Origin of the sequence: Skermanella aerolata KACC 11604 (assembly GCF_000936425.1) — a bacterium.
In the GTDB taxonomy this organism is placed as follows: Bacteria; Pseudomonadota; Alphaproteobacteria; order Azospirillales; family Azospirillaceae; genus Skermanella; species Skermanella aerolata.
On record NZ_AVFK01000004.1, the window covers coordinates 54,010 to 79,837 of the forward strand.

General features: G+C 65.2%; 25 protein-coding genes. 14 read left to right on the forward strand and 11 right to left on the reverse strand.

Going from position 1 to position 25,828, the window contains the following annotated elements; genetic code table 11:
* Positions 1–274 precede the first annotated feature (274 nt).
* Complete coding sequence (locus tag N826_RS06890; RefSeq protein ID WP_044427021.1) at positions 275–2,050, forward strand: SLC13 family permease; 1,776 nt, start codon at positions 275–277, stop codon at positions 2,048–2,050.
* A gap of 78 nt (positions 2,051–2,128) precedes the next feature.
* Here N826_RS06890 and N826_RS45685 read toward each other — a convergent pair whose 3' ends face one another.
* Together N826_RS45685 and N826_RS06895 are read right to left on the reverse strand one after the other, a co-directional pair.
* Positions 2,129–2,254 carry a hypothetical protein gene (locus N826_RS45685; RefSeq protein WP_280178429.1) on the reverse strand — a complete coding sequence of 42 codons (126 nt, stop codon included), beginning with the start codon at positions 2,252–2,254 and terminating at the stop codon, positions 2,129–2,131.
* A 49-nt stretch (positions 2,255–2,303) separates the two neighbouring features.
* The gene (locus tag N826_RS06895) at positions 2,304–2,513 is read right to left on the reverse strand and encodes a cold-shock protein (protein ID WP_044427023.1); all 210 of its coding nucleotides are present in this window, start codon (positions 2,511–2,513) and stop codon (positions 2,304–2,306) included.
* 238 nt (positions 2,514–2,751) lie between these two features.
* Here N826_RS06895 and N826_RS06900 point away from each other — a divergent pair, with 238 nt between their 5' ends.
* The 6 genes from N826_RS06900 (at position 2,752) to N826_RS06925 (ending at position 11,080) form a co-directional block, all read left to right on the forward strand.
* Positions 2,752–3,690, forward strand: a complete 939-nt coding sequence (locus N826_RS06900; RefSeq protein WP_147040224.1) for a hypothetical protein — start codon at positions 2,752–2,754, stop codon at positions 3,688–3,690.
* A 381-nt stretch (positions 3,691–4,071) separates the two neighbouring features.
* Entirely contained in the window at positions 4,072–4,644 is a 573-nt protein-coding gene (locus tag N826_RS39740) for an SET domain-containing protein (RefSeq protein ID WP_169789297.1), read from the forward strand.
* A gap of 49 nt (positions 4,645–4,693) precedes the next feature.
* Positions 4,694–7,339: a HEAT repeat domain-containing protein gene (locus N826_RS06910; RefSeq protein WP_169789298.1), complete on the forward strand. Its 2,646-nt coding sequence runs from the start codon at positions 4,694–4,696 to the stop codon at positions 7,337–7,339.
* Positions 7,330–9,279: a sensor histidine kinase gene (locus N826_RS06915; protein ID WP_044427029.1), complete on the forward strand. Its 1,950-nt coding sequence runs from the start codon at positions 7,330–7,332 to the stop codon at positions 9,277–9,279. The genes N826_RS06910 and N826_RS06915 overlap by 10 nt, the downstream gene beginning before the upstream one ends.
* The gene (locus N826_RS06920) at positions 9,276–9,833 is read left to right on the forward strand and encodes a response regulator (protein ID WP_044427030.1); all 558 of its coding nucleotides are present in this window, start codon (positions 9,276–9,278) and stop codon (positions 9,831–9,833) included. The genes N826_RS06915 and N826_RS06920 overlap by 4 nt, the downstream gene beginning before the upstream one ends.
* A 194-nt stretch (positions 9,834–10,027) precedes the next feature.
* The gene (locus tag N826_RS06925) at positions 10,028–11,080 is read left to right on the forward strand and encodes a GDP-L-fucose synthase family protein (RefSeq protein WP_063772214.1); all 1,053 of its coding nucleotides are present in this window, start codon (positions 10,028–10,030) and stop codon (positions 11,078–11,080) included.
* A 16-nt stretch (positions 11,081–11,096) separates the two neighbouring features.
* Here N826_RS06925 and N826_RS06930 read toward each other — a convergent pair whose 3' ends face one another.
* Complete coding sequence (locus N826_RS06930; protein WP_044427031.1) at positions 11,097–11,312, reverse strand: hypothetical protein; 216 nt, start codon at positions 11,310–11,312, stop codon at positions 11,097–11,099.
* Between the two features lie 160 nt (positions 11,313–11,472).
* Positions 11,473–13,164 carry a glycoside hydrolase family 13 protein gene (locus tag N826_RS06935; protein WP_044427032.1) on the reverse strand — a complete coding sequence of 564 codons (1,692 nt, stop codon included), beginning with the start codon at positions 13,162–13,164 and terminating at the stop codon, positions 11,473–11,475.
* A 216-nt stretch (positions 13,165–13,380) separates the two neighbouring features.
* Here N826_RS06935 and N826_RS06940 point away from each other — a divergent pair, with 216 nt between their 5' ends.
* Positions 13,381–13,644, forward strand: coding sequence for a hypothetical protein (locus tag N826_RS06940; protein ID WP_044427034.1), 264 nt, complete (start codon positions 13,381–13,383; stop codon positions 13,642–13,644).
* Positions 13,645–13,676: 32 nt separating this feature from the next.
* On the opposite strand, the gene N826_RS06945 is transcribed toward N826_RS06940, so the two are convergent.
* Both N826_RS06945 and N826_RS06950 read right to left on the reverse strand, forming a co-directional pair.
* Positions 13,677–14,846 (reverse strand): patatin-like phospholipase family protein, encoded by a 1,170-nt coding sequence (locus tag N826_RS06945; protein WP_044427036.1) that lies wholly within the window; start codon positions 14,844–14,846, stop codon positions 13,677–13,679.
* Between the two features lie 34 nt (positions 14,847–14,880).
* Positions 14,881–15,705: a 3-hydroxybutyrate dehydrogenase gene (locus N826_RS06950; protein ID WP_147040226.1), complete on the reverse strand. Its 825-nt coding sequence runs from the start codon at positions 15,703–15,705 to the stop codon at positions 14,881–14,883.
* 192 nt (positions 15,706–15,897) lie between these two features.
* Here N826_RS06950 and N826_RS06955 point away from each other — a divergent pair, with 192 nt between their 5' ends.
* The 3 genes from N826_RS06955 to N826_RS06965 all read left to right on the forward strand — a co-directional run bounded on the left by N826_RS06955 (position 15,898) and on the right by N826_RS06965 (position 19,075).
* On the forward strand, positions 15,898–16,413 hold the full coding sequence (locus N826_RS06955) for a cupin domain-containing protein (RefSeq protein WP_211099233.1): 516 nt from the start codon (positions 15,898–15,900) through the stop codon (positions 16,411–16,413).
* Between the two features lie 77 nt (positions 16,414–16,490).
* A complete protein-coding gene (locus tag N826_RS06960) occupies positions 16,491–17,690 on the forward strand; it encodes an MFS transporter (RefSeq protein ID WP_044427039.1) in 1,200 nt (399 codons plus the stop codon).
* A gap of 5 nt (positions 17,691–17,695) precedes the next feature.
* A complete protein-coding gene (locus tag N826_RS06965) occupies positions 17,696–19,075 on the forward strand; it encodes an FAD-containing oxidoreductase (RefSeq protein WP_044427041.1) in 1,380 nt (459 codons plus the stop codon).
* Between the two features lie 10 nt (positions 19,076–19,085).
* Here the strand turns inward: N826_RS06965 and msrA are convergent, their stop codons facing one another.
* A complete protein-coding gene (gene msrA, locus N826_RS06970; RefSeq protein ID WP_044427043.1) occupies positions 19,086–19,724 on the reverse strand; it encodes a peptide-methionine (S)-S-oxide reductase MsrA in 639 nt (212 codons plus the stop codon).
* Between the two features lie 125 nt (positions 19,725–19,849).
* On the opposite strand from msrA, the gene N826_RS06975 reads away from it, so the two are divergent.
* On the forward strand, positions 19,850–20,500 hold the full coding sequence (locus tag N826_RS06975; protein ID WP_044427046.1) for a peroxiredoxin-like family protein: 651 nt from the start codon (positions 19,850–19,852) through the stop codon (positions 20,498–20,500).
* Here the strand turns inward: N826_RS06975 and N826_RS06980 are convergent.
* A complete protein-coding gene (locus N826_RS06980) occupies positions 20,497–21,375 on the reverse strand; it encodes a LysR family transcriptional regulator (protein ID WP_169789299.1) in 879 nt (292 codons plus the stop codon). The genes N826_RS06975 and N826_RS06980 overlap by 4 nt on opposite strands.
* An 85-nt stretch (positions 21,376–21,460) precedes the next feature.
* Positions 21,461–23,497 (reverse strand): M3 family metallopeptidase, encoded by a 2,037-nt coding sequence (locus N826_RS06985; protein ID WP_044427051.1) that lies wholly within the window; start codon positions 23,495–23,497, stop codon positions 21,461–21,463.
* Between the two features lie 108 nt (positions 23,498–23,605).
* Here N826_RS06985 and N826_RS06990 point away from each other — a divergent pair, with 108 nt between their 5' ends.
* Entirely contained in the window at positions 23,606–23,818 is a 213-nt protein-coding gene (locus N826_RS06990; RefSeq protein ID WP_169789300.1) for a type II toxin-antitoxin system CcdA family antitoxin, read from the forward strand.
* A 140-nt stretch (positions 23,819–23,958) separates the two neighbouring features.
* Positions 23,959–24,156: a glycine zipper 2TM domain-containing protein gene (locus N826_RS41245; protein WP_084720560.1), complete on the forward strand. Its 198-nt coding sequence runs from the start codon at positions 23,959–23,961 to the stop codon at positions 24,154–24,156.
* Between the two features lie 74 nt (positions 24,157–24,230).
* Here the strand turns inward: N826_RS41245 and N826_RS06995 are convergent, their stop codons facing one another.
* Together N826_RS06995 and N826_RS07000 are read right to left on the reverse strand one after the other, a co-directional pair.
* Complete coding sequence (locus tag N826_RS06995) at positions 24,231–24,437, reverse strand: hypothetical protein (protein ID WP_044427056.1); 207 nt, start codon at positions 24,435–24,437, stop codon at positions 24,231–24,233.
* Between the two features lie 82 nt (positions 24,438–24,519).
* The gene (locus N826_RS07000; RefSeq protein ID WP_044427059.1) at positions 24,520–25,758 is read right to left on the reverse strand and encodes an allantoate amidohydrolase; all 1,239 of its coding nucleotides are present in this window, start codon (positions 25,756–25,758) and stop codon (positions 24,520–24,522) included.
* Positions 25,759–25,828: the final 70 nt, after the last annotated feature.

Here is a 25,828-nt window from a genome sequence, read left to right on the forward strand (position 1 = left end):
TGTTTGTCTCCTTTGTGCATAGACCGTGCCACCTGAGTTAATCCGATGGAGTGCGGGGATTCGTGGTTTCTGCTGCCTCCTGAATTGCGAATCGCAAATCAGAACAGGAAACCGGCATTCCAGATTCGGGTTTTCTCGCATCCTGGCTATCCCGGACGCGACATGACGATGGCGATTGCGGGGCAGCCTTGCTGGAACCGTGGTCGCGACCGGATGTTGCTCCTCAGCCGGTTGTCCGACCGGCGCTGCACAGATCTACCCGTCAAGGCACTCCATGACTTTCAGCCAGATAGCGGCTTTCTCAATCGTCATTGTCATGGTCGGGTTGCTGATCTGGGACAAGATCCGCTACGACGTCGTGGCGCTCGGCGCTCTGCTTGCGGCGATAGCCTGCGGCATCGTCCCTCCCGACAAGGCCTTCACCGGATTCAGCGACGACATCGTGATCATCGTCGCGTCGGCCCTGGTGGTCAGCGCCGCTGTCGGTCGCTCCGGCATCGTCGAACTGATGATGCGGCCTTTCATTCCGCACATGAAGACCACCAGCTCGCAGGTCGGCATCCTGGTCAGCGTCGTGACGGTGCTGTCGGCCTTCATGAAGAATATCGGCGCCCTGGCGATCTTCATGCCGATCGCGTTCCAGATCTCGCGCCGGACCGGCAAGCCGGCCTCCCGCCTGCTGATGCCCCTGTCCTTCGGGTCGCTGCTCGGCGGACTGGCGACGCTGGTCGGCACCTCTCCCAACATCATCGTGTCGCGCATGCGCGAGGACATCGTGGGTGAGCCGTTCACGATGTTCGATTTCGCGCCGGTCGGCATCGGTCTGGCGGTGGTCGGCATCGTCTTCCTGACCTTCGGATGGCGGCTGCTGCCACGCGCCGAACGGTCGGGAGCGGCGGGCGACGCCCAGTTCTCGATCGAGGACTACACGACCGAGGCCCGCCTGCCGCCTGAGTCGCCGCTGGTCGGCAAGACCGTGTTCGACCTGGAGAGCATGGCGGAAGCCGAGGTGACCGTCGTCGGCATCATTCGCGAGGGGTTCCGCCGCTACGTGCCTTCGGGCCACTGGACCCTGTTCGCCGGCGACGTCCTCGTGCTGGAAGGCGAGGCCCAGGCGCTGGAAAAGATCACGGTTGACGGCAAGCTGGAACTGGTCGGCCTGAAGGAGGGCGAGATCGCATCCGCCCGGCGCGGCGAGATCGGCATGGTCGAGGCGGTGGTGACCCAGGGCTCGCCACTGATCGGCAATTCCGCCGCCCAAGTCAGCCTGCGCGAACGGTTCGGCGTCAACCTGCTGGCCCTCAGCCGGCGCGGGCGCCGAGTCAGCCAGCGCCTGCGCCGGGTGCGGTTCCAGCAGGGCGACCTGCTGGTACTCCATGGCAACAAGGACGCCATGCCCGACACGCTGGCGGAACTGGGCTGCCTGCCCCTGGCCGAGCGGAATGTCAGCCTCGGGCGGAAACGCCACCTGTACTTGCCCATCACGGTGCTTGCCATCGCCATGGCGCTGGTGGCGCTCCAGATGGTGACGGTCACTATAGCGTTCTTCGGGGCGGCGGTGATCCTTCTGCTGACCCGTGTCCTGACCCCGCGCGAGGCGTACGAGGTGGTCGACTGGCCGATCCTGATCCTGCTCGGTTCTCTGATCCCGGTCAGCGACGCCTTGCGCACCACCGGCGGCACCGACCTGATCGCGGGTTGGCTTTCGGGCGCCGCCGGGGCGCTGCCGCCGATGGGAGCGCTGGCGCTGATCCTGACGGTCGCCATGGCCGTCACGCCTTTCCTCAACAACGCCGCGACGGTGCTGGTGATGGCCCCGATCGGAGCCAGCCTGGCTGGCCAGCTCGGCCTCAACCCCGATCCGTTCCTGATGGCGGTGGCGGTCGGGGCCGCCTGCGATTTCCTCACGCCGATCGGTCACCAGTGCAATACGCTGGTGATGGGGCCGGGCGGATATCGGTTCGGGGATTACTGGCGACTGGGCCTGCCGCTGTCGGTGATCGTGATCACCCTGGGCACGTTCCTGATCGGCATGTTCTGGCCGATGTAGGAACCGGATTAACGTAAGCAGGCGACCGCCGGGAGAACCGAGATAGTCGGCGCTCCCGGCCAGGGGCCTGAAGCTCCCCTAAAGGGGAGTAGTCAGCACGAGCACCACCACGACAATGGCGGCGAGGACGAAAGCGGCCAAGCCGGTCGAGTAATTACGCCAGACGCGACGGATGTCGCCCTTGCGCCACGACTGGAGCCTCACGGCCGCCTCCCAATCCTTGTCCTGAAGGCCGTCCCGAATTGCGCCAGACTTAGACGCGCTTCAGGTTGACAGCCGAGGTCTTGCCCTTGCGGGGGTCGTTCTCGAGGTCGAAGCTAACCGCGTCGCCATCGTTCAGGCCGTTCATGCCCGAACGCTCGACGGCGGAGATGTGAACGAATACGTCCGGTCCACCCTGGTCAGGCTGGATAAAGCCATATCCCTTGGTCGCATTGAACCACTTGACGGTACCTGTCGGCATTTTCTGGTCTCCCTGACCGTATTTTGAAGTCCACCAACCCTGTCCCGCCGCACGGCCGGTTGCAAGCCGCAAATATCACGATTGGCGCGCGCGACAGTGGTATTCCTTCTCGCCAGTCCTGTTTGCATCCCAACCGTGCAAGCGTAACCTTATCTCGACTCACATGTTTTGTCATCACTGCGGCTTGAGGCAGTGGGTTTCCGTAACGTTTCGCTCAAGAGCTGAGGATATTTTAGAGATGACAGGACATCGGCCGGTTAGAGAGGGCGTCTACGATACGTCCGGCGGAACTGGGAACTACAGGGGTAACCTGGGCGGCACCGTCGCGGTGCAGCCGGGACTTTACCGGCGAATTTCCTGGGGCGCCGTGATCGGCGGCGTGCTCATGGTGGTGGCGATCCAGCTTCTGCTGAGCATGCTGGGGATCGGCATCGGGATGACGACGATCGATCCCGCACAGGGGGCAGCCGGTTCGCCCGAGGCCAGCACGCTCAGCATCGGCGCCGTGGTCTGGTGGGCGGTCAGCTACCTGGTGGCGCTGGTCATAGGCGGTTATGTCGCGGCCCGTCTGGCCGGGGCGTGGGAGAAGACCGACGGCGTGCTCCATGGCCTGCTGACCTGGGCGCTGGCGCTGGTCGTCAGCTTCTGGCTTCTGACCTCGGCCATCGGCAGCGTGATCGGCGGCGCCTTCAACGTGTTCGGCAACGCTGTTTCCGGCATATCGAGCACGGTCGCCGATGCCGCACCGCAGGTCGCCAACGCCACCGGGCTGTCGGCCGAGCAGGTGCAGCAGCAGGTCCAGGAACTGCTGCGTCCGGCCGACCAGACGAATCAGAGCCCCGAGGCAGCCCAGCGCGAGCTGGTGTCGCTGGCTCCGAAGATCGTGGCGGGCGGTCCGGAAGCCGATCAGGCGCAGCAGCGGGCGATCCAGATCGTCAGCCAGCAGTCCGGCATCAGCGAGGAGGATGCCCGCGCCCGGATCGAACAGCTTCGCCAGCAGGCGGAACAGACCGCGCAGCAGGCGGAGCAGACGGCCCGGCAGGCGGCCGACGTCACGGCCGACACCGTGTCCCAGGCGTCCATCTACGGGTTCGGAGCGCTGCTCCTGGGCGCCATCGCGGCCGCCATCGGCGGCTCGTCCGGCACCCGGCGCCGCGAGGACCTGAACGCGATCTAACCCCGGTTATTATGGGTTAACCCTTACGGTGATAAGATGCGGTCCTCCCGTCAATGGAGGGCCGCGTTTTGTCTTCTACCTCTTGGCTTCTGGTGTGCATCTATCTCATGGTCGCCGCCGTAAGCGTCCTGGAAACAGGCTTTTCGGTCCAAAAAAGGACTCAATGGTCTTTCCTGCCGGTCTGTATCGTAGCGCTTCTCCATGGTCTCGGATGGCCGCTCCGCATGGCCGCGGGCGCCAGGCGGCCGTGACTGCCCAATCTATTAGTTAACTCATTATTAACTACGCAGACGCAGCTTTAGCCGAGTTGACTGGTCCCTGGTTGATCTCGGGTGGGCGATGGATTCGATCGATTTTACTTCCGGTGAAGTTTCGGACGTTGTGACCTGGAATCAGGCCGGCTTTCTGAAGCCGCAACGCAAGCTTTCCCAGTACCTCTTTCTCTACGTGGCGCCTTCGATGGCAGCCGGGCTCGGACTTTTCACCTCGAAGCCGTTCGAGGCGGGGGCCACCGTCCTCACCGTGACCGATCCCGATTATCTGGCGCAGGCGATGAGCCATGCGGAGATCACGGCGGCCGGGTTCAGCCACGCCGACATCTTCCAGGTGGGAAGCGATCTGTTCATCCCGCCTTATGGCGGACCGGACGACTTCACCAACCATAGCTGCGAACCGAACTGCGGCCTGAAGGTCCGTCCCGACGGCTTCTCGATGGTGGCCCTGTACGATATCGAGGCGAACGAGGAACTGACCTACGACTACTCGACCCATCAGGAGCATCCGCTGGAAGATATGGACTGCGCCTGCGGGTCGCGCGGCTGCCGGCGCGTGGTGCGCAGTTTCTCGACCCTGCCGAAGCCTCTCCGCCGCCGCTACCTGTCCCTGGGCATCGTCGCCGACTTCGCCGCCGAGATGGCGCTGATCGCGGCCGAAGGCTCGGATTGCCGCTTCTAGGGGCCGGCGGCGGTCCTCCCTGGTCACGGGCATGGTCATGGATGTGGATGTGATCAAGCCGCCTAAGCTGGTTGCCACCGCACTCCGGCGTCATCTCGCTTTCCCCGCCTGCGTCGTCGAGCTGGCCGTGCTCGGGTCCCTGCTCTCCGGTTCCATCCTGATCCTGACGACCAGCGGCGCCGCCCTGTTCCTGGCGAACGAGGGCAGCGAGTCGATGCCCGTCTTCTACGTCCTGCTTGCGGCGGTCTCGATCCCGCTGGCGTCGGGGGTGTCCGCCGTGCTGTCGCGCTGGCTGACGCTCCAGGTCTCGGCGGCGCTTTGCCTTGCCTCGGCGCTGCTGGCCTTGGCGCTGTGGGGCATGGCGGCCGCCGAGATGCCGGGGGCAGCCTATGCGGCCTATATCGCGGCCTACAGCCTCGAGATCCTCTACGACACGCTGTTCTGGCTGCTGGCGTCGGAATACCTGACCACCCTCGACACGAAGCGGTACGCGGCGCAGCTCGCCATGGCGTTCGGCGCGGGCGGGGTGGGCGGCGGCATGCTGGCGTCGCTGCTCTCGCAGTACATCGCGACGCAGACCCTGCTGCTGGTGGCGGGCTTTCTGTTCGTCCTGTCTTTCCTCCAATGCGTCCGCATTGGCCGGCGGCTGACCCGGCTCGGCGACGGCGAGGACGAGGAGGAAGGCGAGGGCGGCGTGCTGGAAGCCGTCCGTGCCCTGGCCGGCACGGTCAGGAGCTTCCCGCTGGTGGGCGCCATCTGCGGCGGTATCCTGCTGATGTCCGCGCTGTTCTGCCTCCAGGACTATCTGGCCATGACCGTCTATGCCGAGTCCTATGCCGACGAGGACGATCTGGCGGGTTTCCTCGCCGTGGTCTACTCGGCCCAGCAGGCGGCCGAGCTGGTCATACTGGCGCTGTTCGGCCGTATCGTGCTGGAACGCGGCGGGCCGCTGCCGCGCAACCTGATCTTCCCGCTGACGACGCTGCTCAGCCTGTGCGGCCTCTTCCTGTTCTGGGGCCTGCCGGCGGCGGTGGTCATGCACATGAACGCCAACGCGGTGTCCAACGCGATCTTCGAGCCGGTCAAGACGCTGAACTACGCCGCGATCCCGTACCGCGTGCTGGGACAGGTCCGCATGCTGGCCGAAGGTGTCATCTACCCGGCCGGCATCGCCCTGTCCGGCATCGGGCTGATCTGGCTCCAGTCGATGGCGGAGCCGCGCACCACCCTGATAGTCGCCATCGCCCTGGCCGTGCTGTTCGTCGCTGTTTGCTCCGCCGTCGGGGCGGGTTTCCTGCCGAGCCTGCTGCGCAGCCTGCGCCAGCGTGCGGCGGTTCCCGCCGCGCAGTTGGGGAAAGCCGGTATGAACCGCTTCTCCCAGGCCGACATCCAGCGGCTGGAAAACCATCCCGATCCCCAGGTAAGGCTCTACGCCGCCGATCTGCGCAACCGCTTCGGAGGGGAGAGGCGGGCACCGGTGGCGCCGCTGCCGGGACGCTGCATCCGGACCGTCGCGCGCGACCTGGAGCATCGCTCGGCCGAAACTCGGCAGGCGGCGGCAGAGGCGCTGGGGCGTTTCGGCGATGCCGCCATCGGGGAAGCGGTGCTCCGGCTGATGTCTCCCCGGTCCGAAGTGGCGCATGCCGCGATCCTGGCGCTCGGCTCCATCGGGTCCAGGCGCGCACGGCGTCTCCTGCTCGACCATCTGCGCCCCCTTTACCGGCAGGCCCGCCGCAACCTGCATGGCCTGGCGGCGATGCGCGGCTTCGGCGATTCAGCGGAGCTGGCCTCCGCGGAACTGGTCGAGGTGCTGGCGGCTGCCCTGTCGGCCAGCAACCGGCGGATCATCTGGCGCGTGCTGATGGTCAAGGCGGCGCTGGGCAGCCGGCGTGATATCCGGCTGCTTCACAGCCTCGCGCATTCGTCCGACGCCCGCGTGCGCGCGGACGCCATAGAGGCGCTGTCCAGCATGCCCACTGGCCGCTTCATCCGCCCGGTCCTGTCGCTGCTGGAGGCGGGATCGAACGGTCCTCAGTCCGACATCCCCGCGACCGATGCGGCGGGAGCGCTTTTGATGGCAGCCGAATCGGACCGCTGGACGCGTCTGCTTGCCGCCAAGCTGCTCGAAGGCGGCCCTCTCGAAGGGTTGCCCACAAACAAGATCGCAGTCACCGCGACGGAGGGAGAACAAGCCATGCTCGATCTCATCCTGTTCCTCAAGTCGGTCCCGCTGTTCCAGGCGTTGACGCTGGAGGAGATCGCCGACCTTGCCGAACGGGCGGAAACCACCAGCCTCGCCGCTGGCCGCGTCGTGTTCGAGGCCGGTGCCGCGGTCCGGCATTTCTCGGTCATCCGAAGCGGCACGGTCGAACTGCGCATCCACGGCGTCGCCGTCGATACGATCACGCGCGGCGCCTCGTTCGGGGAGAACGCCTTTATCGAGGATGCCCGCCACGCGGTGTCCGGCTTCGCCGTCACCGAACTGGTCGTCATGCGGTTCCACCGGGCGGTGATCGCCGATCTGGTGGCCGAACACCCGCTGGTCCTGCCGCCTGTCCTGGACGAATGGCAGCAGCGGGTGGCACGCCTTTATTCACGGCTGGCCGACCAGTCGGCCGGCGCGCAGCCGCAGCAGCGGCTGCACCTGATCCATATCGCCGAAGAAAAAAACCGGAGCCCGGACGAATGCGCCTGATCCATCGCGTCATCTTCATCCTGTCGGCGGCGGCATTCGCCATGCTGGTCGGCAACGCCCTGATCCTGCACCTCCTGGTCGGCGAGGAATTCAAGAACCTGGAAAGCGAGCTTGCGGTCCGCAACGCCAACCGCGCGGTCGACGCGGTATCCAACAATCTGGCGCATCTGCGGTCCTCGGCCATGGACTGGGCGGCCTGGGACAGCAGCTACGCGTTCATGCAGGGCGAGAACGCCCAGGAATTCGTGGATCAGAACCTGATGTTCCAGAGCTTCCAGGGCATCCAGGTCAACCTGATGTATTTCCTTCGCTATGACGGGACCGTGGTGTGGGGCGGCATCTACGATCTGGCGACAGGCGAGACGATGGACCTGCCCGAATTTCCGTCGGACCGGCTGCCGCCCGACCGCCTGGCCTTGCTCCACGAGGGGGAGGGCGAGGACGAACCGGACCGGTCCGGGATCATGCTGACCGGCAAAGGCCCCATGCTGGTGGTCGGTGCTCCGATCCATCGGGCTGACGGCACCGGATCGGCGGCCGGCATACTGGTCCTCGGGCGTTTCCTCGACAACGGCCTGATCGACCGGCTGGGCCGTCAGGTCCATGCCCGCTTCACGCTGGACCCGATCGGCCAGCGCCAGTCGCCGATCAAGGTGCAGGAGCCGACCGGTGAGATCTCCACGGACGAAGAGGAAGACCGGTCCGGCAGGGAGCGCCCCAGCATAGTGGTGGAAGGCGGTCAGCTCCGGGTGCGGAGCGTGCTCCAGGACATTGCGGGCAGCCCCGCCCTCGTGCTCGAAACCAACTATGCCCGGAGCATCAGCGCCGCCGGCGACAGCATGGTCAACTACGTGCTGGCGCTGATGGGCGGAGTGCTGGGGATCACCGGTCTCGCAATCCTGCTGATGCTCAACGGCACGGTCCTCAAGCCGGTCGCCCGGCTGATGGACCGGGTGCTGGAAGCGCGCGGCGCCACGTCGGGGCCAAAGGCTGAAAAGGGCGACAGCGGGGAAGGCGCTTCGGACGAGATCGCGATCCTGAGCGCGGAGTTCGAACGCACGCTGGCCCAGCTAGAGGAGACCCGGAACCGGCTGGTCGAGCAGAGTTTCTATACCGGCGCCGCAGAACTGGTCGGCGGCATGACCCACAATGTGCGGAACGCCCTGACGCCGATCTCGATCAAGCTTTGGCATATCGGTCGGGCGCTCGACATGGCGCATTTGGACAAGATGGAGGCGGCGGTGGCCAAGGTCGCCGAGGCCGCGGCGGACCGCCGCGACTGCGAACTGGCCGTGACGTACCTGAAGGCCTGCATGGAGCATCTGCGGACCAGTCACTCCACCATCGAGACCGATCTCAGCGTGATCGGCGATCAGGCGACGCATATCGAACAGATCTTCTATGACCATGAGCGGTTCAGCCGTGCTAAACGTCAGGTTGAAACAATCGACGTCGTCGGCGTGATCGAAGAGGCGTCCAAACTGTTGCAGCATGGTGACGCCGTAAAGATCGAAGTCGCTCCGGGGATCGGAAAGCTGCCGCAGGTACGCGGACACCATGTCGTCCTGACCCAGGTTTTCGGCAATCTGGTGGTCAATGCGGAGGAAGCGATCATGGCCGGAGGACGCACCGCGGGAAAGATAATGATAGACGGCAAGGTCGTCACCACCGACGGCAGCGATATGGTGGAACTGCATTTTACCGATGACGGGCAGGGCATCCCCGAGGACAAGCTCGACCGCATCTTCGAGCGGGGTTATTCGACCCGCCGCGCCCATAGCGGCGGGATCGGCCTGCACTGGTGCGCCAATAGCCTGGCCGGCATGGGCGGAGGCATCTGGGCGACCAGCGAGGGCGTAGGCAGGGGCGCCACCATGGTCGTCCGGCTGCCGGTCAAGAAACGTGTGTTCAAGTTCGACGAGTTGAGAGAAAGCGCATGAAGGCAAGGGAACCGTTCCGGGTACTCGTGGCGGATGACGAACCGATGCTGCTGGACAGCTACCGCTACGTCATCGACGACCTGTCGCCCCGGCGCGACAGGATGACCGAACTGGAGGAACAGCTGTTCGGCCCGGCGGACACGCCGCCGACGCCGGAGGTCGAGTTGTGCTGCGTCCGGCAGGGCGAAGCCGCCGTCGCCCATGTTCGCGACGCACTGGCGGCGGGCAGGCGGTTCGGCGCCGCTTTCCTGGATATGCGCATGCCTCCCGGCATCAGCGGACTGGAAGCCGCCAAACGCATCCGCGCGCTGGACAGCCTGATCAACATTGTGATCGTCAGCGGCTTCGCCGGCGTCGATGCCCGCAAGATCACCCACGACGTTCCCCCGGCCGACCGTCTCTTCTTCCTCGCCAAGCCTTTCCAGGCGCGGGAGTTGCAGCAATACGTCCTGTCCTTCTCCGCCCGGCTGGAAAACGATCGGATCGAGAAGGAACGCCGGGACGAAGAGCTGGAAGCGGCAGCCGACACCCGCCGGCCCCTTCACGCGAACTGAGGGCCGGAGCGGAGACCCGCGACGGCTCGTGGCAGTATATACTGGGGTCTGTATATATCGGGAGCTGTCATGCTGTATTCGTTCATAAGCACAAAACGCAGCCTTTAGCTGAAAAGTAGAAAGTAATTGCATCGCGGTCCGGCTGAATACTATTGTGCGTCCATCTTGATTTTGCCGTATCCGGAACTCTGCCCATGCGGGAGCTTTTCGATTTCACCGGACGACGGGTGTGGGTTGCCGGACATGCAGGCATGGTCGGTTCGGCGGTGGTCCGCCGGCTGGCGCGCGAGGGATGCGAAATCCTGACCGTCGGCAGGAAGGACCTCGACCTCCGTCGCCAGTCCAAGGTAGAGGACTGGATGGAGGCCAACCGGCCCGATGCCGTGGTGCTGGCGGCCGGTAGGGTGGGCGGCATCGTCGCGAACTCCTCCCTGCCCGGCGATTTCATCTACGACAATCTGGCGATAGCGGCCAACGTCATCCACGCCGCCAGGGGCTGCGGCGTGACGCGGCTGCTGTATCTCGGCTCGTCCTGCATCTATCCGAAGCTGGCGGAGCAGCCGATGACCGAAGGCGCTCTGCTGACCGGCCCGCTGGAACCCAGCAACGAGTGGTATGCCGTCGCCAAGATCGCGGGTGTCAAGCTGTGTCAGGCCTACCGGCTTCAGCACGGCTGCGACTTCATCGCCGCGATGCCGACCAACCTCTACGGGCCAGGCGACAATTTCGATCCGGTCAACAGCCATGTCGTCCCCGGTCTGATGGCGCGGATCGACCGCGCCTTGGTGGAAGGGGCGGACAGCGTCCGGATCTGGGGCTCCGGCACGCCGCGCCGCGACTTCCTGCACGTCGACGACCTTGCCGATGCCGCCGTCTTCCTGCTCCGGCATTACTCCGGCGATCTGCCGGTCAATATCGGGACGGGACAGGACATCTCTGTGCTGGAACTGGCGGAAATGCTGGCCGAGACGATCGGCTGGCAGGGCCGGTTCGACTTCGACCCCTCCAAGCCGGACGGCGCGCCCCGCAAGGTCCTCGACGCTGGCGTCCTCAAGTCGCTCGGCTGGACCGCCGGGACGCCGCTGCGCGACGGCCTTGCCGCGACCTACCGCTGGTACAGGCAGGCCGGAGCGGACAACGTGCGCGGAGGCGTAATCCGGAGTCGAAGCCTGGACTCCGCCGGACCATGGCTGGACGGTAATGGCGGGGAAAAAACCATGGCTCCGCAACACATCGGCCGCTCATAGGGTCCCGGACTTGCCTTTACGGTTTCTTCTTGTGCTCCCTATCCCATCTCTCCATATCCATTCTGTAATTCTCTTCGGAATTTCTTCTGATCTCGTTCTGGCGATTCTGTTCGGCCATATAGCAAGTATCCCTGCTGACACCCTTGGCTTCGCATTCGGCCATTAGTTCGGCTTCATTGGCGCATCCCATCAGCGTGGCGGCTGTCAGTGCCAGACCGGCTACTTTCCACATGGAGTCCTCCCTTGATATCGCTTTTGTGCTAGGAACGAGCGCTCCTGAGCTATCTAATGAAATACACCCGAGCAGGCGAAAAGATCCATTCCAGCCTGCAAAGGTTGTAAATCGAGTGTTTGCCGGATAGTGAGCGATCATTGCAGCACCCAGCCGGCGCTCAGGTCAGCCGGTAGACCCTCGCCTCATAGGGCCGTAGCGTCAGCAGTGCGATGTCTTCCGCCGCATCGACCTCGAAGTTGGAAATCATCAGCTCCGTGCCCGAATACGCGATGCCCGACGGCAGGGCGAAGACCGGCTGGTTGGCGGTGAAGTTCAGGATCGCCAGCAGGCGGTCGTCGCCATGGGTGCGGGTGAAGGCGTAGATCTCGGTATGCGCTTCCAGCAGCAGGTCGTAGCGGCCATGGACGATGACCGGGTTCTCCTTCCGCAGCCGGATCAGCTTCTTGTAGTAGTGGAAGACGGAATTCGGGTCCACCAGCGCCGCGCGGACGTTGATTTCCGGGTAGTTGGCGTTGACACCGATCCACGGCTTCCCCGTCGTGAAGCCTGCATTGGGGCCGTCATCCCACTGGACCGGCGTCCGGGCATTGTCGCGGCTCTTGGCGTGGATGCCGGCCATGACGGTGGCGGGATCGATCCCCCGGTCGTGGACGAACTCCCGGTACATGTTCAGCGTCTCGATGTCCCGGTAGTCGTCGATCGACGGGAACCGGACATTGGTCATGCCGATCTCCTCGCCCTGATAGATATAGGGCGTGCCCTGGAGCATGTGCAGGAACGTCCCCAGCAGCTTGGCCGATGCCACCCTGTGATAGCCGTCGTCCCCGAACCGGGAGACCGAGCGCGGTTGGTCGTGGTTGGACAGGTACAGGCTGTTCCAGCCCTTGCCTTCCAAATTGCGCTGCCAGCGGGTCATGACCTGTTTCAGGTCCAGCAGGTCCCAGCGCTTCAAGGCCCATTTGGCCGACATGCTGTGGGGATCGCGGTCCAGGTCCATGTGCTCGAACTGGAACAGCATGTTGAGGTGGCCGGTCTCCTCGTTGGTCAGGTCGATGGCGTGCTCGGTCGTCGCCATGACGGCTTCGCCGACCGTCAGGATATCGCCCCGGGACAGCACCTCCCGGTGCATCTCGCTCAGATACTCGTCCAATCGGGGGCCGTGGATGAAGTACTGGCCGCCCCAGTGGTACGGCTTGTCGCCGATCACCGGCGCATCGGGCAGGCCCGGCGTCTTCGACAGCATCGTGATGACGTCCATCCGGAAGCCGTCGATGCCCTTGTCGAGCCACCAGCGCATCATCTCGTAGATCTTGTTCCGGAGGGCGGGGTTCTCCCAGTTCAAGTCTGGCTGCTTCCTGGAGAACAGGTGCAGGTAGTATTCGTCGGTTGCCTCGTCGTACTGCCAAGCCGAGCCGCTGAAGAAGGACTCCCAGTTGTTCGGTTCCCGCCCGTCCTTGCCCGGCCGCCAGATATAGAAGTCGCGGTAAGGGTTGTCCTTGCTCTTGCGGCTCTCGACGAACCAGGCATGCTCGTCGGAACTGTGGTTGACGACGAGGTCCATGACCATCCGGATGCCGCGCGCGTGCATCTCGGCCAGCAGTTCCTCCCAGTCGGCCAGCGTGCCGAACTCGTCCATGATGTCCTGGTAGTCGCTGATGTCGTAGCCGTTGTCGTCGTTCGGCGATTTGTAGACCGGTGACAGCCAAACGACGTCGACGCCCAGTTCCTTCAGGTAATCCAGCCGGCTTATGATGCCCCGCAGATCGCCGATTCCGTCACCGTTGCTGTCCTGGAAGCTGCGCGGATAGATCTGGTAGACGACGCTTTCCTTCCACCACTTCGTGGTCATGGCTCTTCCCCGGTCTGTGTTCGCCCAAATGTCGGATATCATCCCGGTTTTTCAACAATGGATAGTCATGAATGGCCGCAACGGTAGCTCTGACGGAATCCCGCCGAATGGATGAAATATGTAACCGATGTGCCATCGGCGTGTATGCTGCGATGCACTATGCTGTTTCAGGCAGATAGCTTTACCACCTGTTCCACGAATGGGGATTTGACAAGCATGACGGCTATAGTTTCCGAATCCATAAGCATCGAAGAACTGCGCCGCCGCCTGAAGGGCAACGGCCTGATCGCCGAGAACGAAGGCGTCTTCCACGCCGACCATATCCTCATCAAGGCCGAAGACGGCGGCGTCCTGACCGTCTGCGCCGTGGCGAAGCAGCAAGCGGACGGCAACAAGACGGTTGCCCGCCTGCAAAGCGTGCTGGCCGGCGTCGGGAACGTCCGCGTCCACGCCATCCCCAACGCGCTCCGCGCCGGCTGAAACCCCAGCCTCCGGCCCTAGACCTACAATCCTCAACCTTCCTTGATCATCCTGCCCATGCTGGCGTCGTGCAGGATGAAGCCTTCGATCGGGTCGTAGGGATGTGTCCACGGGGCCTGGGCCAGCACGCGGGCCGTATCGGCATAGCCGGCGGCCCAGCGTGCCCGGATGCCTTCCGGACTGAAGTCGATATCCTTGGAATGGTCCTCGCCCGCCAGCGGCGGGGCCAGCAGCCTCACCACATGCATACGGGTCAGGCAGCCATAGGCGGTAAGCTCCCGGATCTCGGGATCGTTGCGGAGATCGGGGGGCAGCCGTTCCGCCAGTTCCGCAATGACGTGGCGCAGGCGGTGGATCTGCTTCTGGCGGGTGATATGGCTGGCGGCGCGGCTTGAATACTGAAGGTCCTTCTGGCGGCTCATGACCTTCCAGATGCTGTCCGGTTCCGGTCCGCTGGGGTTCCAGATATGGACCGTGAAGACGACGCCGTTCCGCCGGGGATTGTCGTCGAACACCGCTTCGACGGGGGTGTTCGACAGGATGCCGCCATCCCAGTAAAGCTCGCCGTCGATCCGGATCGCGGGGAAGGCGGGGGGAAGTGCGCCTGATGCCATGACGTGCCGGATCGACAGGGGCGCCTTGCGGCTGTCGAAGTAGTGCATCTCGCCGCTCTGGACGTTGGCGGCGCCCACAGTCAGCCGGGGCTTTCCGGCATTCAGGTATCCAGGGTCGATCAGGTCGGCCAAGGTCTTCGCCAGCGGCGCCGTCGAGTAATAGCCGGCGTTCTCGGAACCCATGGTCATCTTCGTCCCCATGAACGCCCCCATCAGTGCCCAGGGATTGGGCTGGAAGAAGCCGTCTACCCCGGCAGCCATGGTCATGGCGTTGGACCCCATCGATCCGGCCCCCCAGGCGGCGGCCGCCATCTGGCGGAAGGGGCCGTGCTCGACCCTGCGCCAGAATTCCTGAAGCCGGGCCAGCCGTTTGCCCGGTGCATTGCCGGCGATCAGGCTGGCATTGATGGCGCCGATGGAGGTTCCGATCACCCAGTCCGGCTCAAGTCCCACTTCCTGCATCGCTTCATAGACGCCGGCCTGATAGGCGCCGAGCGCGCCGCCGCCCTGGAACACCAGCACCACCTGACCCAGGCTTTCCTTGTCGAACGCCGCTTGCGGCTTCACGTCGGTCTTCGTCATCAGCATGTCGGCTCTCCTGGAAGCGAGGGGATGGGATGGGTCAGTGCGCGGTCCAGCCACCATCGACCGGAAGGGCGGCGCCGGTGATCGAGGCGGCGGAGGCGCTGGCCAGGAAGACGGCGACTGCACCGATCTCATCGACCGTAGCGAAGCGCTTGCTGGGCTGCTGCGCCAGAAGCACGTCGCGGACGACCTCCTCGCGCGAGATCCCGCGGACCTTCGCCTGATCGTCGATCTGCGCTTCGACCAGGGGCGTCAGCACGTAGCCGGGGCAGATGGCGTTGCAGGTGATCGGCTCCTGCGCCACTTCCAGCGCCACCGACTTGGTAAAGCCGACGACGCCATGCTTGGCCGCGACATAGGCCGACTTGAACGGCGAGGCGACGAGGCCGTGGGCGGAAGCCACGTTGATGATCCGGCCGAACCCGTTGCCCCGCATGACCGGCAGCGCCAGCCGGACGGTATGGAAGGCGGAGCTGAGATTGACCGCGAGTATCCGGTCCCACTTTGCGGTCGGGAACTCGGTCACCGGCGCCACGTGCTGGATGCCGGCATTGTTGACCAGGATGTCGAGCCGGCCATGGGTTTCCACCGCCATGTCGACCATCCGGCCGATCGCGGCCGGGTCGGACATGTCGGCATCGGAATAAAGCGCCTCCACGCCGAAGTCCTCTTCGATCCCGCTGCGGGCTTCCGCGATGTCCTTGGCCGTGCCGAAGCCGTTCAGGACGACGGCGGCCCCCCTTGCGGCGAAGGCCCTGGCGATGCCGAGGCCGATGCCGCTGGTCGATCCGGTGATAAGCGCCACCCGGCCCAGGAACTCGCTGGCCGGCGAGATACGGTTTTCCGATACGCGCATGTCCATGAGAAGTCTCCCTGTTGATCCTGAACAGACTTTCCCACCCGGACCGGGCCTTCGTGAAATGCCGGTTAGCTAATCAGTCGATACGCGCCGGCTATCGAAACATTAGCCACCCGGCATTTCACTGGAACGGCTGAAACGCCGATCCTCGATCCCGACACCACGCGATGGTGCGTGGCAACCGGGAGACTTCAGATGATCGCCAAGCTTTGGATGAATTCCGTTCTGGTGCGCAGGCTGATGGGTGTGCTGCTGATGGGGGCGCTGCTGATCGGCGGCGCCGTGGCGATGGCTCCGGCAACGGCGCTGGCCGGCTCATGCCCCGCCGGCAAGCAGGGCGTCGATGTGCGGAAGCCGGACACGACCCCGGCGCGGGACGTGACCGATACCGTCATCTCCTCGATCGACGTGGCCAAGGAGCCCGCCGATATCGAGGGCCGGCAATTCCGCATGCGCCGGCTGGAAGTCAAGCCTGGCGGCGTCGTACCCTGGCACAGCCACGACGACCGCCCCGCCATCATCTACATCGTGAAGGGCGAGATCACGGAATACGCCAGCACCTGCTCCGTCCCCATCGTCCACAAGGCCGGCGACAGCACGGCGGAGCGGCACGGCGTCGCCCACTGGTGGAAGAACACCGGCAAGACTACGGCCGTCCTGATCTCCGCCGACCTCCTGCACGTGAACGACGCCGACCCGCACATGATGTAGGACCCCGCTGCCGGAGCCTTTTCGGAAGGGACGGTTGCAGCAATGCGGCGTCCCTTCAGCCTTCAGGAGGATCTGCGATGTCCCTTGCCGCACCCTTCCGGCCTGCCAGAATATCATCCGCCGGACGCTCCGCCGTCGTCGCGGCGATGGCTTTCTTTACCGTCGTGGACCTGTTCGCGACACAGGCGATCCTGCCGATGCTGGCCGCCGCCTATGGCGTGGCGCCGTCGGCCATGGGCATGGCCGTCAACGCCTGCACGCTCGGGATGGCGGTGGCAGGTTTAGCGACCGCGTTGTTCAGCCGGCGGATCGACCGCCGGAACGGCGTGGTCGCCAGTCTGGTCTTGCTGGCCGTTCCGACCGCGCTGCTGGCGCTGGCGCCCGACCTGACGAGTTTCGCGGTCCTTCGCATCGCTCAGGGGCTGTGCATGTCCACCGCCTTCGCGCTGACGCTGGCGTGGCTGGGCGAGCGTGGCGGCATGGGGCAGGCGAGCGCCTTCGCCGCCTATATCACCGGCAACGTCGCGAGCAACCTCGTCGGGAGGCTGGTGGCTGCTACCGTCACCGACGGCTTCGGGCTGGCCGGCAATTTCGCTTTCTTCGCCGCCCTCAATCTGGCGGGTGCGGCGCTGGCCTGGGCCGCGATGCGGGGAGCGCCGCCGCCGGCATCCGGGCCGCCGGTTCCGTTGGCGCGCCGTGTCCGCCAGCTTTCCACGGTGCCGCTGCTATCCGGGTTCGCGGTCGGCTTCTGCATCCTGTTCGCCTTCATCGGCGTCTTTACCTACGTCAACTTCGTGCTGGTCCGGCCGCCACTTAGTTTGGGCATGATGTCGGTTGGATTCGTCTATTTCGTTTTCCTGCCGTCGATCATCCTGACGCCGCTGGCGGGTATCGCCGCCGGGCGCTGGGGTGTGCGTTCCGCTCTCTGGGCAGGGCTGGGCGTCGCAGCGCTGGGGCTGGTTCCGCTGCTGAGTTCCGACCTCGTTACCGTGCTGCTTGGCATGGTGCTGGTCGGCGCGGGCACGTTCTTCGCCCAGGCGACGGCGACCGGCTTCGTCAGCCGGGCGGCCGCTGATCGCGGCGCTGCCAGCGGGGTCTATCTGGCGGCTTACTTCTCCGGTGGGCTGGCAGGCAGCGCCGTGCTGGGGCAAGCCTTCGACCGCTTCGGCTGGCCGGCTTCGGTATTGGGAGTCGGGTTGTCACTCGCTGCCGCCGCCGTTCTGGGTTTCAATCTGCGGACCGCATCAGCGAAAAACAAAATAAGACAGGGAGGATAAGCGACATGTCCAAGACCTTCGACGCCATCGTCATCGGGGCCGGTCAGTCCGGTCCCTTCCTAGCGGTTCGGCTGGCTCAGGCCGGCATGAAGACCGCACTGATCGAGCGGGAGCATCTGGGCGGCACCTGCGTCAACGACGGCTGCATCCCGACCAAGACGCTGGTAGCCAGCGCTCGCGTCGCCTATATGGCGCGCCGCGCCGCCGACTACGGCGTGCTGACCGGCGGTGAAATCAGCGTCGATATGAAGGCCGTCAAGGCGCGGAAGGACAGGATCGTCCAGGCCTCGCTCGACAGTCTGGCGAGTTGGATCGCCGCCACGGAGAACCTGACGCTGATCTGGGGCTCGGCCCGCTTCACCGGCCCCGGCACCGTTGAAGTCGAAGGCGAAAGCCTGACGGCGCCTCGGATCTTCATCAACACAGGCGGACGTCCGACCGTGCCGGACTGGCCGGGACTGGCGGATGTTCCCTATCTCACCAACACCTCGATGATGGCGCTGGACACGCTGCCGGCCCACCTGATCGTCGCCGGGGGAAGCTATATCGGGCTGGAATTCGCCCAGATGTACCGGCGCTTCGGCTCCCACGTCACCGTCCTGGAATACGCCGACCGCCTGATCGCCCGCGAGGACCCGGAGGTATCCGACACGGTGCGGGAGATCCTGGAAGCCGAAGGCATCACCGTCCACCTCGCCGTCCGGGACAACGCGGTGGAAAGGCAGGGGCAGGGGGTGCGGCTGACCGCCAAGGCCGGAGGCAATCCCGTCACGGTCGATGGCAGCCACCTGCTGCTGGCGGTCGGCAGGCTCCCCAATACGGGCGACCTGAACTTGGAAGCCGCCGGTGTCGAGACCGACGCGCGCGGGTACATCCAGGTCGATGACGAGTTGCGGACCAGCGCCGATGGGATCTGGGCCATGGGAGACGTCAATGGCCGGGGCGCCTTCACCCATACCTCCTACAACGATTTCGAGATCGTCGCCGCCAACCTGCTGGACGGCGACAAGCGCCGGGTATCGGATCGCATCACCGCCTATGCCCTGTTCACCGATCCGCCGCTCGGCCGCGTCGGGATGAGCGAGGCGGAAGTGCGCGCCAGCGGACGCCCCGCCCTCAAGGGCGTCCTGCCCATGACTCGCGTCGGCCGCGCCAAGGAGCGCGGCGAGACGCAGGGCTTCATGAAGGTGTTGGTGGACCGGGAAACCCGCCTGATCCTGGGAGCGGCGCTGCTGTGCATCGAGGGCGACGAGATCGTCCACAGCCTGCTCGACATCATGGCGGCCAAGGCCCCCTATACGGTGATCCAGCGCAGCGTCCACATCCACCCGACGGTCAGCGAGCTGATCCCGACGCTGCTGGGTAACCTCAAGCCGCTGGAGTAGCGGTGCCTGCTCAGCTCATGCCGTCGCGCGGCGGCCATTTGCCGGCATCGTCGCCCCAAAGCTGCTTCAGCCGTGCGTCACGGCCGCAACTATAGCGATAGAAGGAGTACTTGATGCTGTTGATGGTGTGGTAGTTCTGGTGATAGCCCTCGGCCTCGGTGAAGCCCTTGGGGTCGAGCTGGATCACGGGCGTCGCCACCTTCTTGCCAAGCACTTCCTCGATATGCGCCTTGCTCCGGTTGGCCTGTTCCGTCTGTTCCGAAGTCAGCGGATAGATCGCGGTCGTATACGCTTCACCCCGGTCGCAGAACTGCCCGGCGCCGTCCACCGGATCGATCGTCCGCCAGAAATACGACACGAGTTGCGGGAAGGTCACCTTGGCCGGATCGTAGGTGATCCGCACGACCTCGCGGTGGCCGGGATGACGCTCATAGGTCGGGTTCGGGAAAGTGCCGCCTGCATAGCCGGAGACCGTCTCCAGCACGCCGGGCACCTTGTCGAAGTCGGATTCGACGCACCAGAAGCATCCGCCGGCCAGGATGACGCTCTCGGTCTTGCCCGCCGGTTCGGCGGCCATGGCGGCAGCCGTGCCGGCGCACAGAAGCCCCAGCGTCAGCGCGGCGCGGGACAGGACGGATCGGAACTTCATCTTGGTGTCTCCTGGGACAGCGGCTTATCGCGTATTCTATGACAATGGGCGGTGATGGACCGAAAGGCCAATCACGCTTGACCGCACGCCGCTCAAATGCCCGTGATCGGGATCAGGACGGGGACATGACCATGGAAGGGCTGGGGCAAAGGCTGGAAGAGACGCGCAGGTCGGTCAACCCCTCCTGGGACGTCCTTTACGACCGGTTCGTCGAAGGCCTGCGCGCCGCCGGTGCGGCATCGGGCAGCCCCAAGCCCGGCGACACCCTGACCCCCTTCGCCCTGCCCGACAGCCAAGGGCGCTACGTGTCGTCTCCTGAACTGCTGGAGCGGGGGCCGCTGGTCGTCAGCTTCTACCGGGGCGGCTGGTGCCCCTACTGCGTGACCGAGATGACCGCGTGGGCGGAAGCCGTTCCCGCGATCCACGACCTCGGCGCGTCCTTCGTCGCGGTGACCGGCGAGACCGGCGGGGAGGCGGAAGCGCTCCGGCGGAAGCTGGAACTCGACGGCCAAGTCCTGGTCGATGTCGATCACGGTCTGGCGCTGCAACTGGGCCTCGTCGTCCGCGTCACCGACGAAGTCCGCAAGGCCTATCTCGACTTCGGCCTCGACCTCGCCAAGCGCTACGGCAGCGACGCATGGTTCATCCCGGTCCCCGCTACCTACGTCATCGACCGCCAGGGCGTCGTCCGCTTCGCCGAGGCCGATGTCGATTTCCGCCACCGCGCGGAACCGGAAGCCGTGCTCGCGGTGCTACGGGAGCTGGCTTTAAGCTAACCCTGCTGCTCCGTCACCGGCCACGCTCTGGCACGGGCCGCTTTCAGGAACGCATCCGACGCGGCGGACACCCGCCGCCCGATCACCGTCGCGACCAGCACCGTCCGCGACAGGTCGAGGTCATGGACCGGGCGCAAGGTCAGACCGTCCTCGACCGGCACGTTCTCCGGGCTGAGGGCACAGCCGAGGCCGGCCAGCACCATGCGCTGGAGATGCGCTTCGCTGCCGGCGCGGTGGCGGAACACCGGCTTGACGTCCGCCAGCGCGCAAAGCTGATGGAAGCGGGGGCTGGACAGGCAGCCGGAGCGGTCGATCCAGATCTCGCCGCTCAGCAGCGCCGGTTCTATCGCGTTCAACTGGGCGAAGGGGTGGTCGGTCCTGCACAGCACCTGATAACGTTCCCGGAAAAGCTGCCAGCTCCGCAGGCGCTCGGGCAGGTCGGCCGCTTCCTCCAGGATCGCGACGTCGAAATCGCCGTGCATCATGTCGCGGACCAGATGGGCGTGCGCCGCCGTCGCCAGCGTCAGTTCCAGCCCGTCGAGGGAGAGGTTGAGCCGTTCCAGCAGATCGACCAGATGGTCGGCCGCGAAGGACGCCGTGACGCCGATGCTGAGCGGGGCGAGGCTGCCCTTGCGGACACCCTCCGCCAGCGACTTCGCGGCCTGGGCCGCCGCATAGGTCTGTTCCAGATGCGGCAGCATGATCCGGCCAAGGTCGGTCAGGTGCGACAGGCTGTGTTCCCGGCGGAACAGCGGACCGCCGAGTTCTCCTTCCAATTTCTGGATCGCGCGCGTCAGCGAAGGCTGGCTGACGTTGCACTCTTCCGCGGCACGGGTGAAGTTGCGCGTGCGCGCGACCGCCAGAAAATAGCGCACCTGATGCATTTCCATCAGGTGCGCACTATACCGCCATTTTTACGAAAAACCGCTGCGCATCCGGGGAGCGGGGTGCCTCCGCCGGTTACTCCGCCGCTGCCAAGCCCCGGTGCCTCAGCAGCGCCTCGGTCTTCGGCTCCCGCCCCCGAAAGCTGACGTAAAGCTCCATCGGGTCGCGGGTGTCGCCCGCCTCGTAGATGTCCTTCAGCCGCCTCGACAGCTCGGGGTCGAACACGTCACCCGCTTCCTTGAAGGCGTCGAAGCCGTCGGCGTCCAGCACCTCGGACCACATGTAGGAATAGTACCCGGCGGCATAGCCGCCCGAGAACAGGTGCTTGAAGTGGGGCAGGCGGTGCATCATGCCAACCTCGGCCGGCATGCCCAGCCGCTCCAGCGCATCGCGCTCGAACGCTTCGGGGTCAAGGTTGTCCGGGTTGGTCTGGGAATGGATCTCCATGTCCAGCAGGGCCGAGCTTGTATAGGCCAGCGTGTTGAAGCCCTGGCCGAACTTCCGCGCTTCCAGCATGCGGGTCAGCAGCTCTTCCGGGATCGGCTCGCCCATTTCGTAATGGACGGCGTAGGTCCGCAGCGTCTCGGGAGCGGCCAGCCAGTGTTCGTAGACCTGCGACGGGAACTCCACGAAGTCGCGGCGGACGCAGGTACCGGACTGCGACGGATAACGCGCCTTGCTGAGCAGGCCGTGCAGCGCATGGCCGAACTCGTGGAACAGCGTCTCGGCGTCGTTGAAGGTCAGCAGCGACGGCTTGCTCTTGGCGAAATTGCTGTTGTTGACGATGATCGGCGTGATCGCCTCGGCGAAGAACTCCGACGAGCGATAGGCGCTCATCCAGGCGCCGGAGCGCTTGGACGACCGGGCGAAGTTGTCCTGGATGAACAGGCCGACATGGTCCGACGTCGCTGCATCGACCACCTCGTAGACCTTGGCGTCCGGGTGGTAGAGCGGCAGGTCCGATATCTCGCGGAACTTGACGCCGAACAGTCTGGTCGCCGTGTCGAACATGGCGCGGACCATGTTCTCCAGCAGGAAGTACGGCTTGATCTCGGCATCGTCCAGGTCGAACCGGGCCTTGCGCACCCGCTCGGCGTAGAGGCGCCAGTCCCAGGCGGCGATGGCGCCGGAGAACCCCGCCGCCGAAGCTTCCGACTGGATCACGTCGCGTTCGGCCAGCGCCTGCAAGCGGGCCGGTTCCCACACCTGATGCAGCAGGTCGAGCACGGCGGACGGCTTCTTCGCCATCGTGTCGTCCAGCTTGTAGTCGGCATATGTGGCATAGCCCAGCAGCCGGGCCTGCTCGGCGCGAAGCGCCACGATCTCGCGGATCAGGTCGTGGTTGTCGGTGTCGCCACCGTTGGCGCCCCGGTTGGTCCAGGCCTTGTAGGCCTTCTGGCGCAGGTCGCGGTTGGTCGAGAAGGTCAGGAACGGTTCGACCGAGGAACGCAGCAGCGTGATGACATACTTGCCCTCGAGCCCGCGCTCGGCAGCAGCCTGCGCCGCCGCTTCGCGGACGTAGTCGGGCAGGCCGTCGAGGTCGCCTTCCTCCAGCACGAGCTGCCAGGTCTGCTCGTCCGCTTGGACATGCTGGCCGAACAGCGTGGTCAGCGTGGCAGTGCGCTCGGAGATCGCCGCCATGCGCAGCTTGGCGTCCTCGCCCAGGGCTGCACCGCTGCGTACGAAGCCCAGATAGCTGCGCTCCAGCAGTCGCATCTGGTCGGCTTCCAGGCCCAGCTCACAGCGCTTGGCGTAAAGCTCGGAGACGCGGGCGAACAGGGCGGGGTTCAGTGAGATCTTCGCGTTGTACTGAGCCAGCTTGGGGCTGTAGTCGCGGGCGATCGCCTCAAGCTCCTCGTTGGTGTGGCTGGAGTTCAGGTTGAAGAACACCGAGCACACCCGGTCGAGCAACCGGCCCGCCTGTTCCATCGCCTCGATCGTGTTGGCGAAAGTCGGCGCCTCGGCCGAGCCGGCGATGGCGTCGAAATCGGCCAACCCTTCTTCCATGCCACGGTCGAGCGCCGGCGGAAAATGCTCCGGCTTGATCAGGTCGAAAGGGGGAAAACCGAATGCGTTCGTCCAGGGCGAGAAAAAGGGATTTCCGGCGGACATCAATACCTCATGAAAAAGTGCAGCCTTGAAGATAAGCGTTCGGGTGTCCGATCACAATTGGGTGCTACGCTTTCCGCCATGCCCTGAGCCGATACGATGGAGACCGGCATGCCGACCAATGTCTCAGCGCAAACGGATAAGGCTTTCGAAGCAAACGGCCTTGGCGTAAGCCTGTCCGAAGCGGTCGAAACCACGCAGGAAGACGCCGGGCGCGAATCCCAGTCTGAGCGATGGGTCGAGGAAAACCGTAAGGCTTTCGCCGAGTACGATGAAGTCGTCGAGGGGAATGGCGTCTTCAGCGAGGGAAGGCGGCTTTTCTAGAATGCCCGCTATTGTTCGGGGTATTCCAACGCCCCTCCGTCATGCTTCCGGGCTATCGCGATAGACTCGACCGAACTTTTGGGTGCGGTCCTCTGTTAGTTGGGTAGCTGTTGAAACAGCCAGATACAGAGGAGGAAGATATGTCCAACCGATTGAGCAAGACCACAATGGCGATTCTCGTGGTGATGCCACTGGCCCTGTCGGCCTGCGCGGAGACCCTGGGAGCCGGCGCCGGCGCCGCTGTCGGCAACCAGTTCGGCAAGGGTTCGGGCAATACTGCTGCTACCATCGGCGGAGCCGCCGCCGGAGCGGCGATCGGTCACTCCATCGGTAACTGACGGACAGTAGCTATTTCCAAGATCGCCCCGCCTAGGGCCCTCGCGAGAGGAAAAGCCCGGGCGGGGCGTCGTTTTTACGACTTCTGGAACTTCTCGGCCTGCTTCCTGTCGGCTTCGACTTCCTGAGCCATCTCGTCGCCGATCTTCGGGTCGATCTTCTTGGCCTCGTTCGCCAGCTGCGTGGCTTCCTTCTGGTTGCCTTCCGCCGCCTTGTCGATCGCCTCTTCGGCCAGATCGTGGGCTTTCTGGTGCTCGGGGCTCTGCTTGTGCTGGTCGGCCATGTGATTCTCTCGGCTCGTCGTTAGGATACCCATTTCAACCCACGCGGATCGAAATCGTCTCGCCGGGAGCGCTCAGACTGCATTATTGCGGTGGCGTCAGGTGGCGCAGGAAGTCGGTCAGCACGCGGATGGCGGCATCGGCGTCCTGCGCGGTAATCGCTTCCGCCGGGTTGTGGCTGACGCCGCCGGCGCAGCGGACGAACAGCATGGCGATGGGACAGAGCGCGATCATCGCCAGCCCGTCATGTCCCGCCCCGCTCGGCAGGCGCAGGGGCCGGATGCCGGAGCGTTCCACAGCGGCTGCCATTTGATCGACCAGCCACGGCGCGCAGGTGGCGGCGGGTTCGTCGTAGCGCGGCGTGACCTGCACGCCGACGCTCCGGCGCTCCGCGATCCCGTCGAACCGCCGCTTGAGCCGGGCCACCGCCTCCCGGCGCAACTCGTCGCTGGAACTGCGCAGGTCGAGCGACAGCTTGGCCCCCGACGCGATCACGTTGACGGCACCCGGCAGCGCCTCCATCATCCCGACCGTCGCCACGATGCCGGAGGTATCCTTGGCTTCCCGCTCGACCGCCAGCACCATTTCGGCGGCCGCCGCCAGGGCGTCGCGCCGCAGATGCATCGGCACCGTGCCTGCATGGCCGGCTACTCCCGTGACCTCGATGCCGAACCTGGACGCGCCGTTGATCGCGGTGACGATGCCGACGGGCAGGTCCTCATCCTCCAGCACCGGCCCCTGCTCGATATGGACCTCGACATAGCCCAGCACGTCGCCGGCCCCGCGCGCGGCGTCGGGTATCCCGGCGGGATCGCAGCCGAATTGCTCCAGCGCTTCGCGCAATGTCACGCCCTCGGCGTCGCGCACATCCAGGGCCGCCGGGTCGAAGGTCCCCGCCACGGCGCGCGAGCCGTTCAGTGTCACCGGAAAGCGCACGCCTTCCTCGTCGCCGAAGGCCAGCACCTCGACCGCGAAGGGCAGACGCTCGAACCGGCGGTGAAGTGCCGCGACGGCCGAGATCGCGGCGACGACGCCCAGGTTGCCATCGTACTTGCCGGCATTCCGCACGGTGTCGATGTGGGAGCCGATCAGCAGGGCCGGCAGGCCGGGCTCCACCCCCTCGTAACGGCCGACGACGTTGCCGACGGCGTCGATCCGCGTCTTCATTCCCGCTTCCCGCATCCAGGCGAGGACCTGGAGAGCCGCCGCCTTGTGCGCCGGTGTCAGGTACAGTCTGGTCAGCCGTCCCGGTTCCTCTGTGAAGCCGGCGAGTGCTTCAAGCCGGTCGAACGCCAGGTCTCCCGCCGTCTTTGTGTCGATCATGGTGGTCTTCCCTCCGGGGGCCGCCATCACGGCGGCGGCTCCTCATTCTCTTTTCGTATTGGCCTCTTTT

Coding starts and splice junctions, on each gene's coding strand:
- N826_RS06890 (WP_044427021.1), top strand. CDS start 275: ATGACTTTCAGCCAGATAGCGGCTTTCTCAATCGTCATTGTCATGGTC.
- N826_RS06895 (WP_044427023.1), bottom strand. CDS start 2,513: ATGCCGACAGGTACCGTCAAGTGGTTCAATGCGACCAAGGGATATGGC.
- N826_RS06900 (WP_147040224.1), top strand. CDS start 2,752: ATGACAGGACATCGGCCGGTTAGAGAGGGCGTCTACGATACGTCCGGC.
- N826_RS06915 (WP_044427029.1), top strand. CDS start 7,330: ATGCGCCTGATCCATCGCGTCATCTTCATCCTGTCGGCGGCGGCATTC.
- N826_RS06920 (WP_044427030.1), top strand. CDS start 9,276: ATGAAGGCAAGGGAACCGTTCCGGGTACTCGTGGCGGATGACGAACCG.
- N826_RS06925 (WP_063772214.1), top strand. CDS start 10,028: ATGCGGGAGCTTTTCGATTTCACCGGACGACGGGTGTGGGTTGCCGGA.
- N826_RS06930 (WP_044427031.1), bottom strand. CDS start 11,312: ATGTGGAAAGTAGCCGGTCTGGCACTGACAGCCGCCACGCTGATGGGA.
- N826_RS06935 (WP_044427032.1), bottom strand. CDS start 13,164: ATGACCACGAAGTGGTGGAAGGAAAGCGTCGTCTACCAGATCTATCCG.
- N826_RS06940 (WP_044427034.1), top strand. CDS start 13,381: ATGACGGCTATAGTTTCCGAATCCATAAGCATCGAAGAACTGCGCCGC.
- N826_RS06945 (WP_044427036.1), bottom strand. CDS start 14,846: ATGCTGATGACGAAGACCGACGTGAAGCCGCAAGCGGCGTTCGACAAG.
- N826_RS06950 (WP_147040226.1), bottom strand. CDS start 15,705: ATGGACATGCGCGTATCGGAAAACCGTATCTCGCCGGCCAGCGAGTTC.
- N826_RS06955 (WP_211099233.1), top strand. CDS start 15,898: ATGATCGCCAAGCTTTGGATGAATTCCGTTCTGGTGCGCAGGCTGATG.
- N826_RS06960 (WP_044427039.1), top strand. CDS start 16,491: ATGTCCCTTGCCGCACCCTTCCGGCCTGCCAGAATATCATCCGCCGGA.
- N826_RS06965 (WP_044427041.1), top strand. CDS start 17,696: ATGTCCAAGACCTTCGACGCCATCGTCATCGGGGCCGGTCAGTCCGGT.
- msrA (WP_044427043.1), bottom strand. CDS start 19,724: ATGAAGTTCCGATCCGTCCTGTCCCGCGCCGCGCTGACGCTGGGGCTT.
- N826_RS06975 (WP_044427046.1), top strand. CDS start 19,850: ATGACCATGGAAGGGCTGGGGCAAAGGCTGGAAGAGACGCGCAGGTCG.
- N826_RS06985 (WP_044427051.1), bottom strand. CDS start 23,497: ATGTCCGCCGGAAATCCCTTTTTCTCGCCCTGGACGAACGCATTCGGT.
- N826_RS06990 (WP_169789300.1), top strand. CDS start 23,606: ATGCCGACCAATGTCTCAGCGCAAACGGATAAGGCTTTCGAAGCAAAC.
- N826_RS41245 (WP_084720560.1), top strand. CDS start 23,959: ATGTCCAACCGATTGAGCAAGACCACAATGGCGATTCTCGTGGTGATG.
- N826_RS06995 (WP_044427056.1), bottom strand. CDS start 24,437: ATGGCCGACCAGCACAAGCAGAGCCCCGAGCACCAGAAAGCCCACGAT.
- N826_RS07000 (WP_044427059.1), bottom strand. CDS start 25,758: ATGATCGACACAAAGACGGCGGGAGACCTGGCGTTCGACCGGCTTGAA.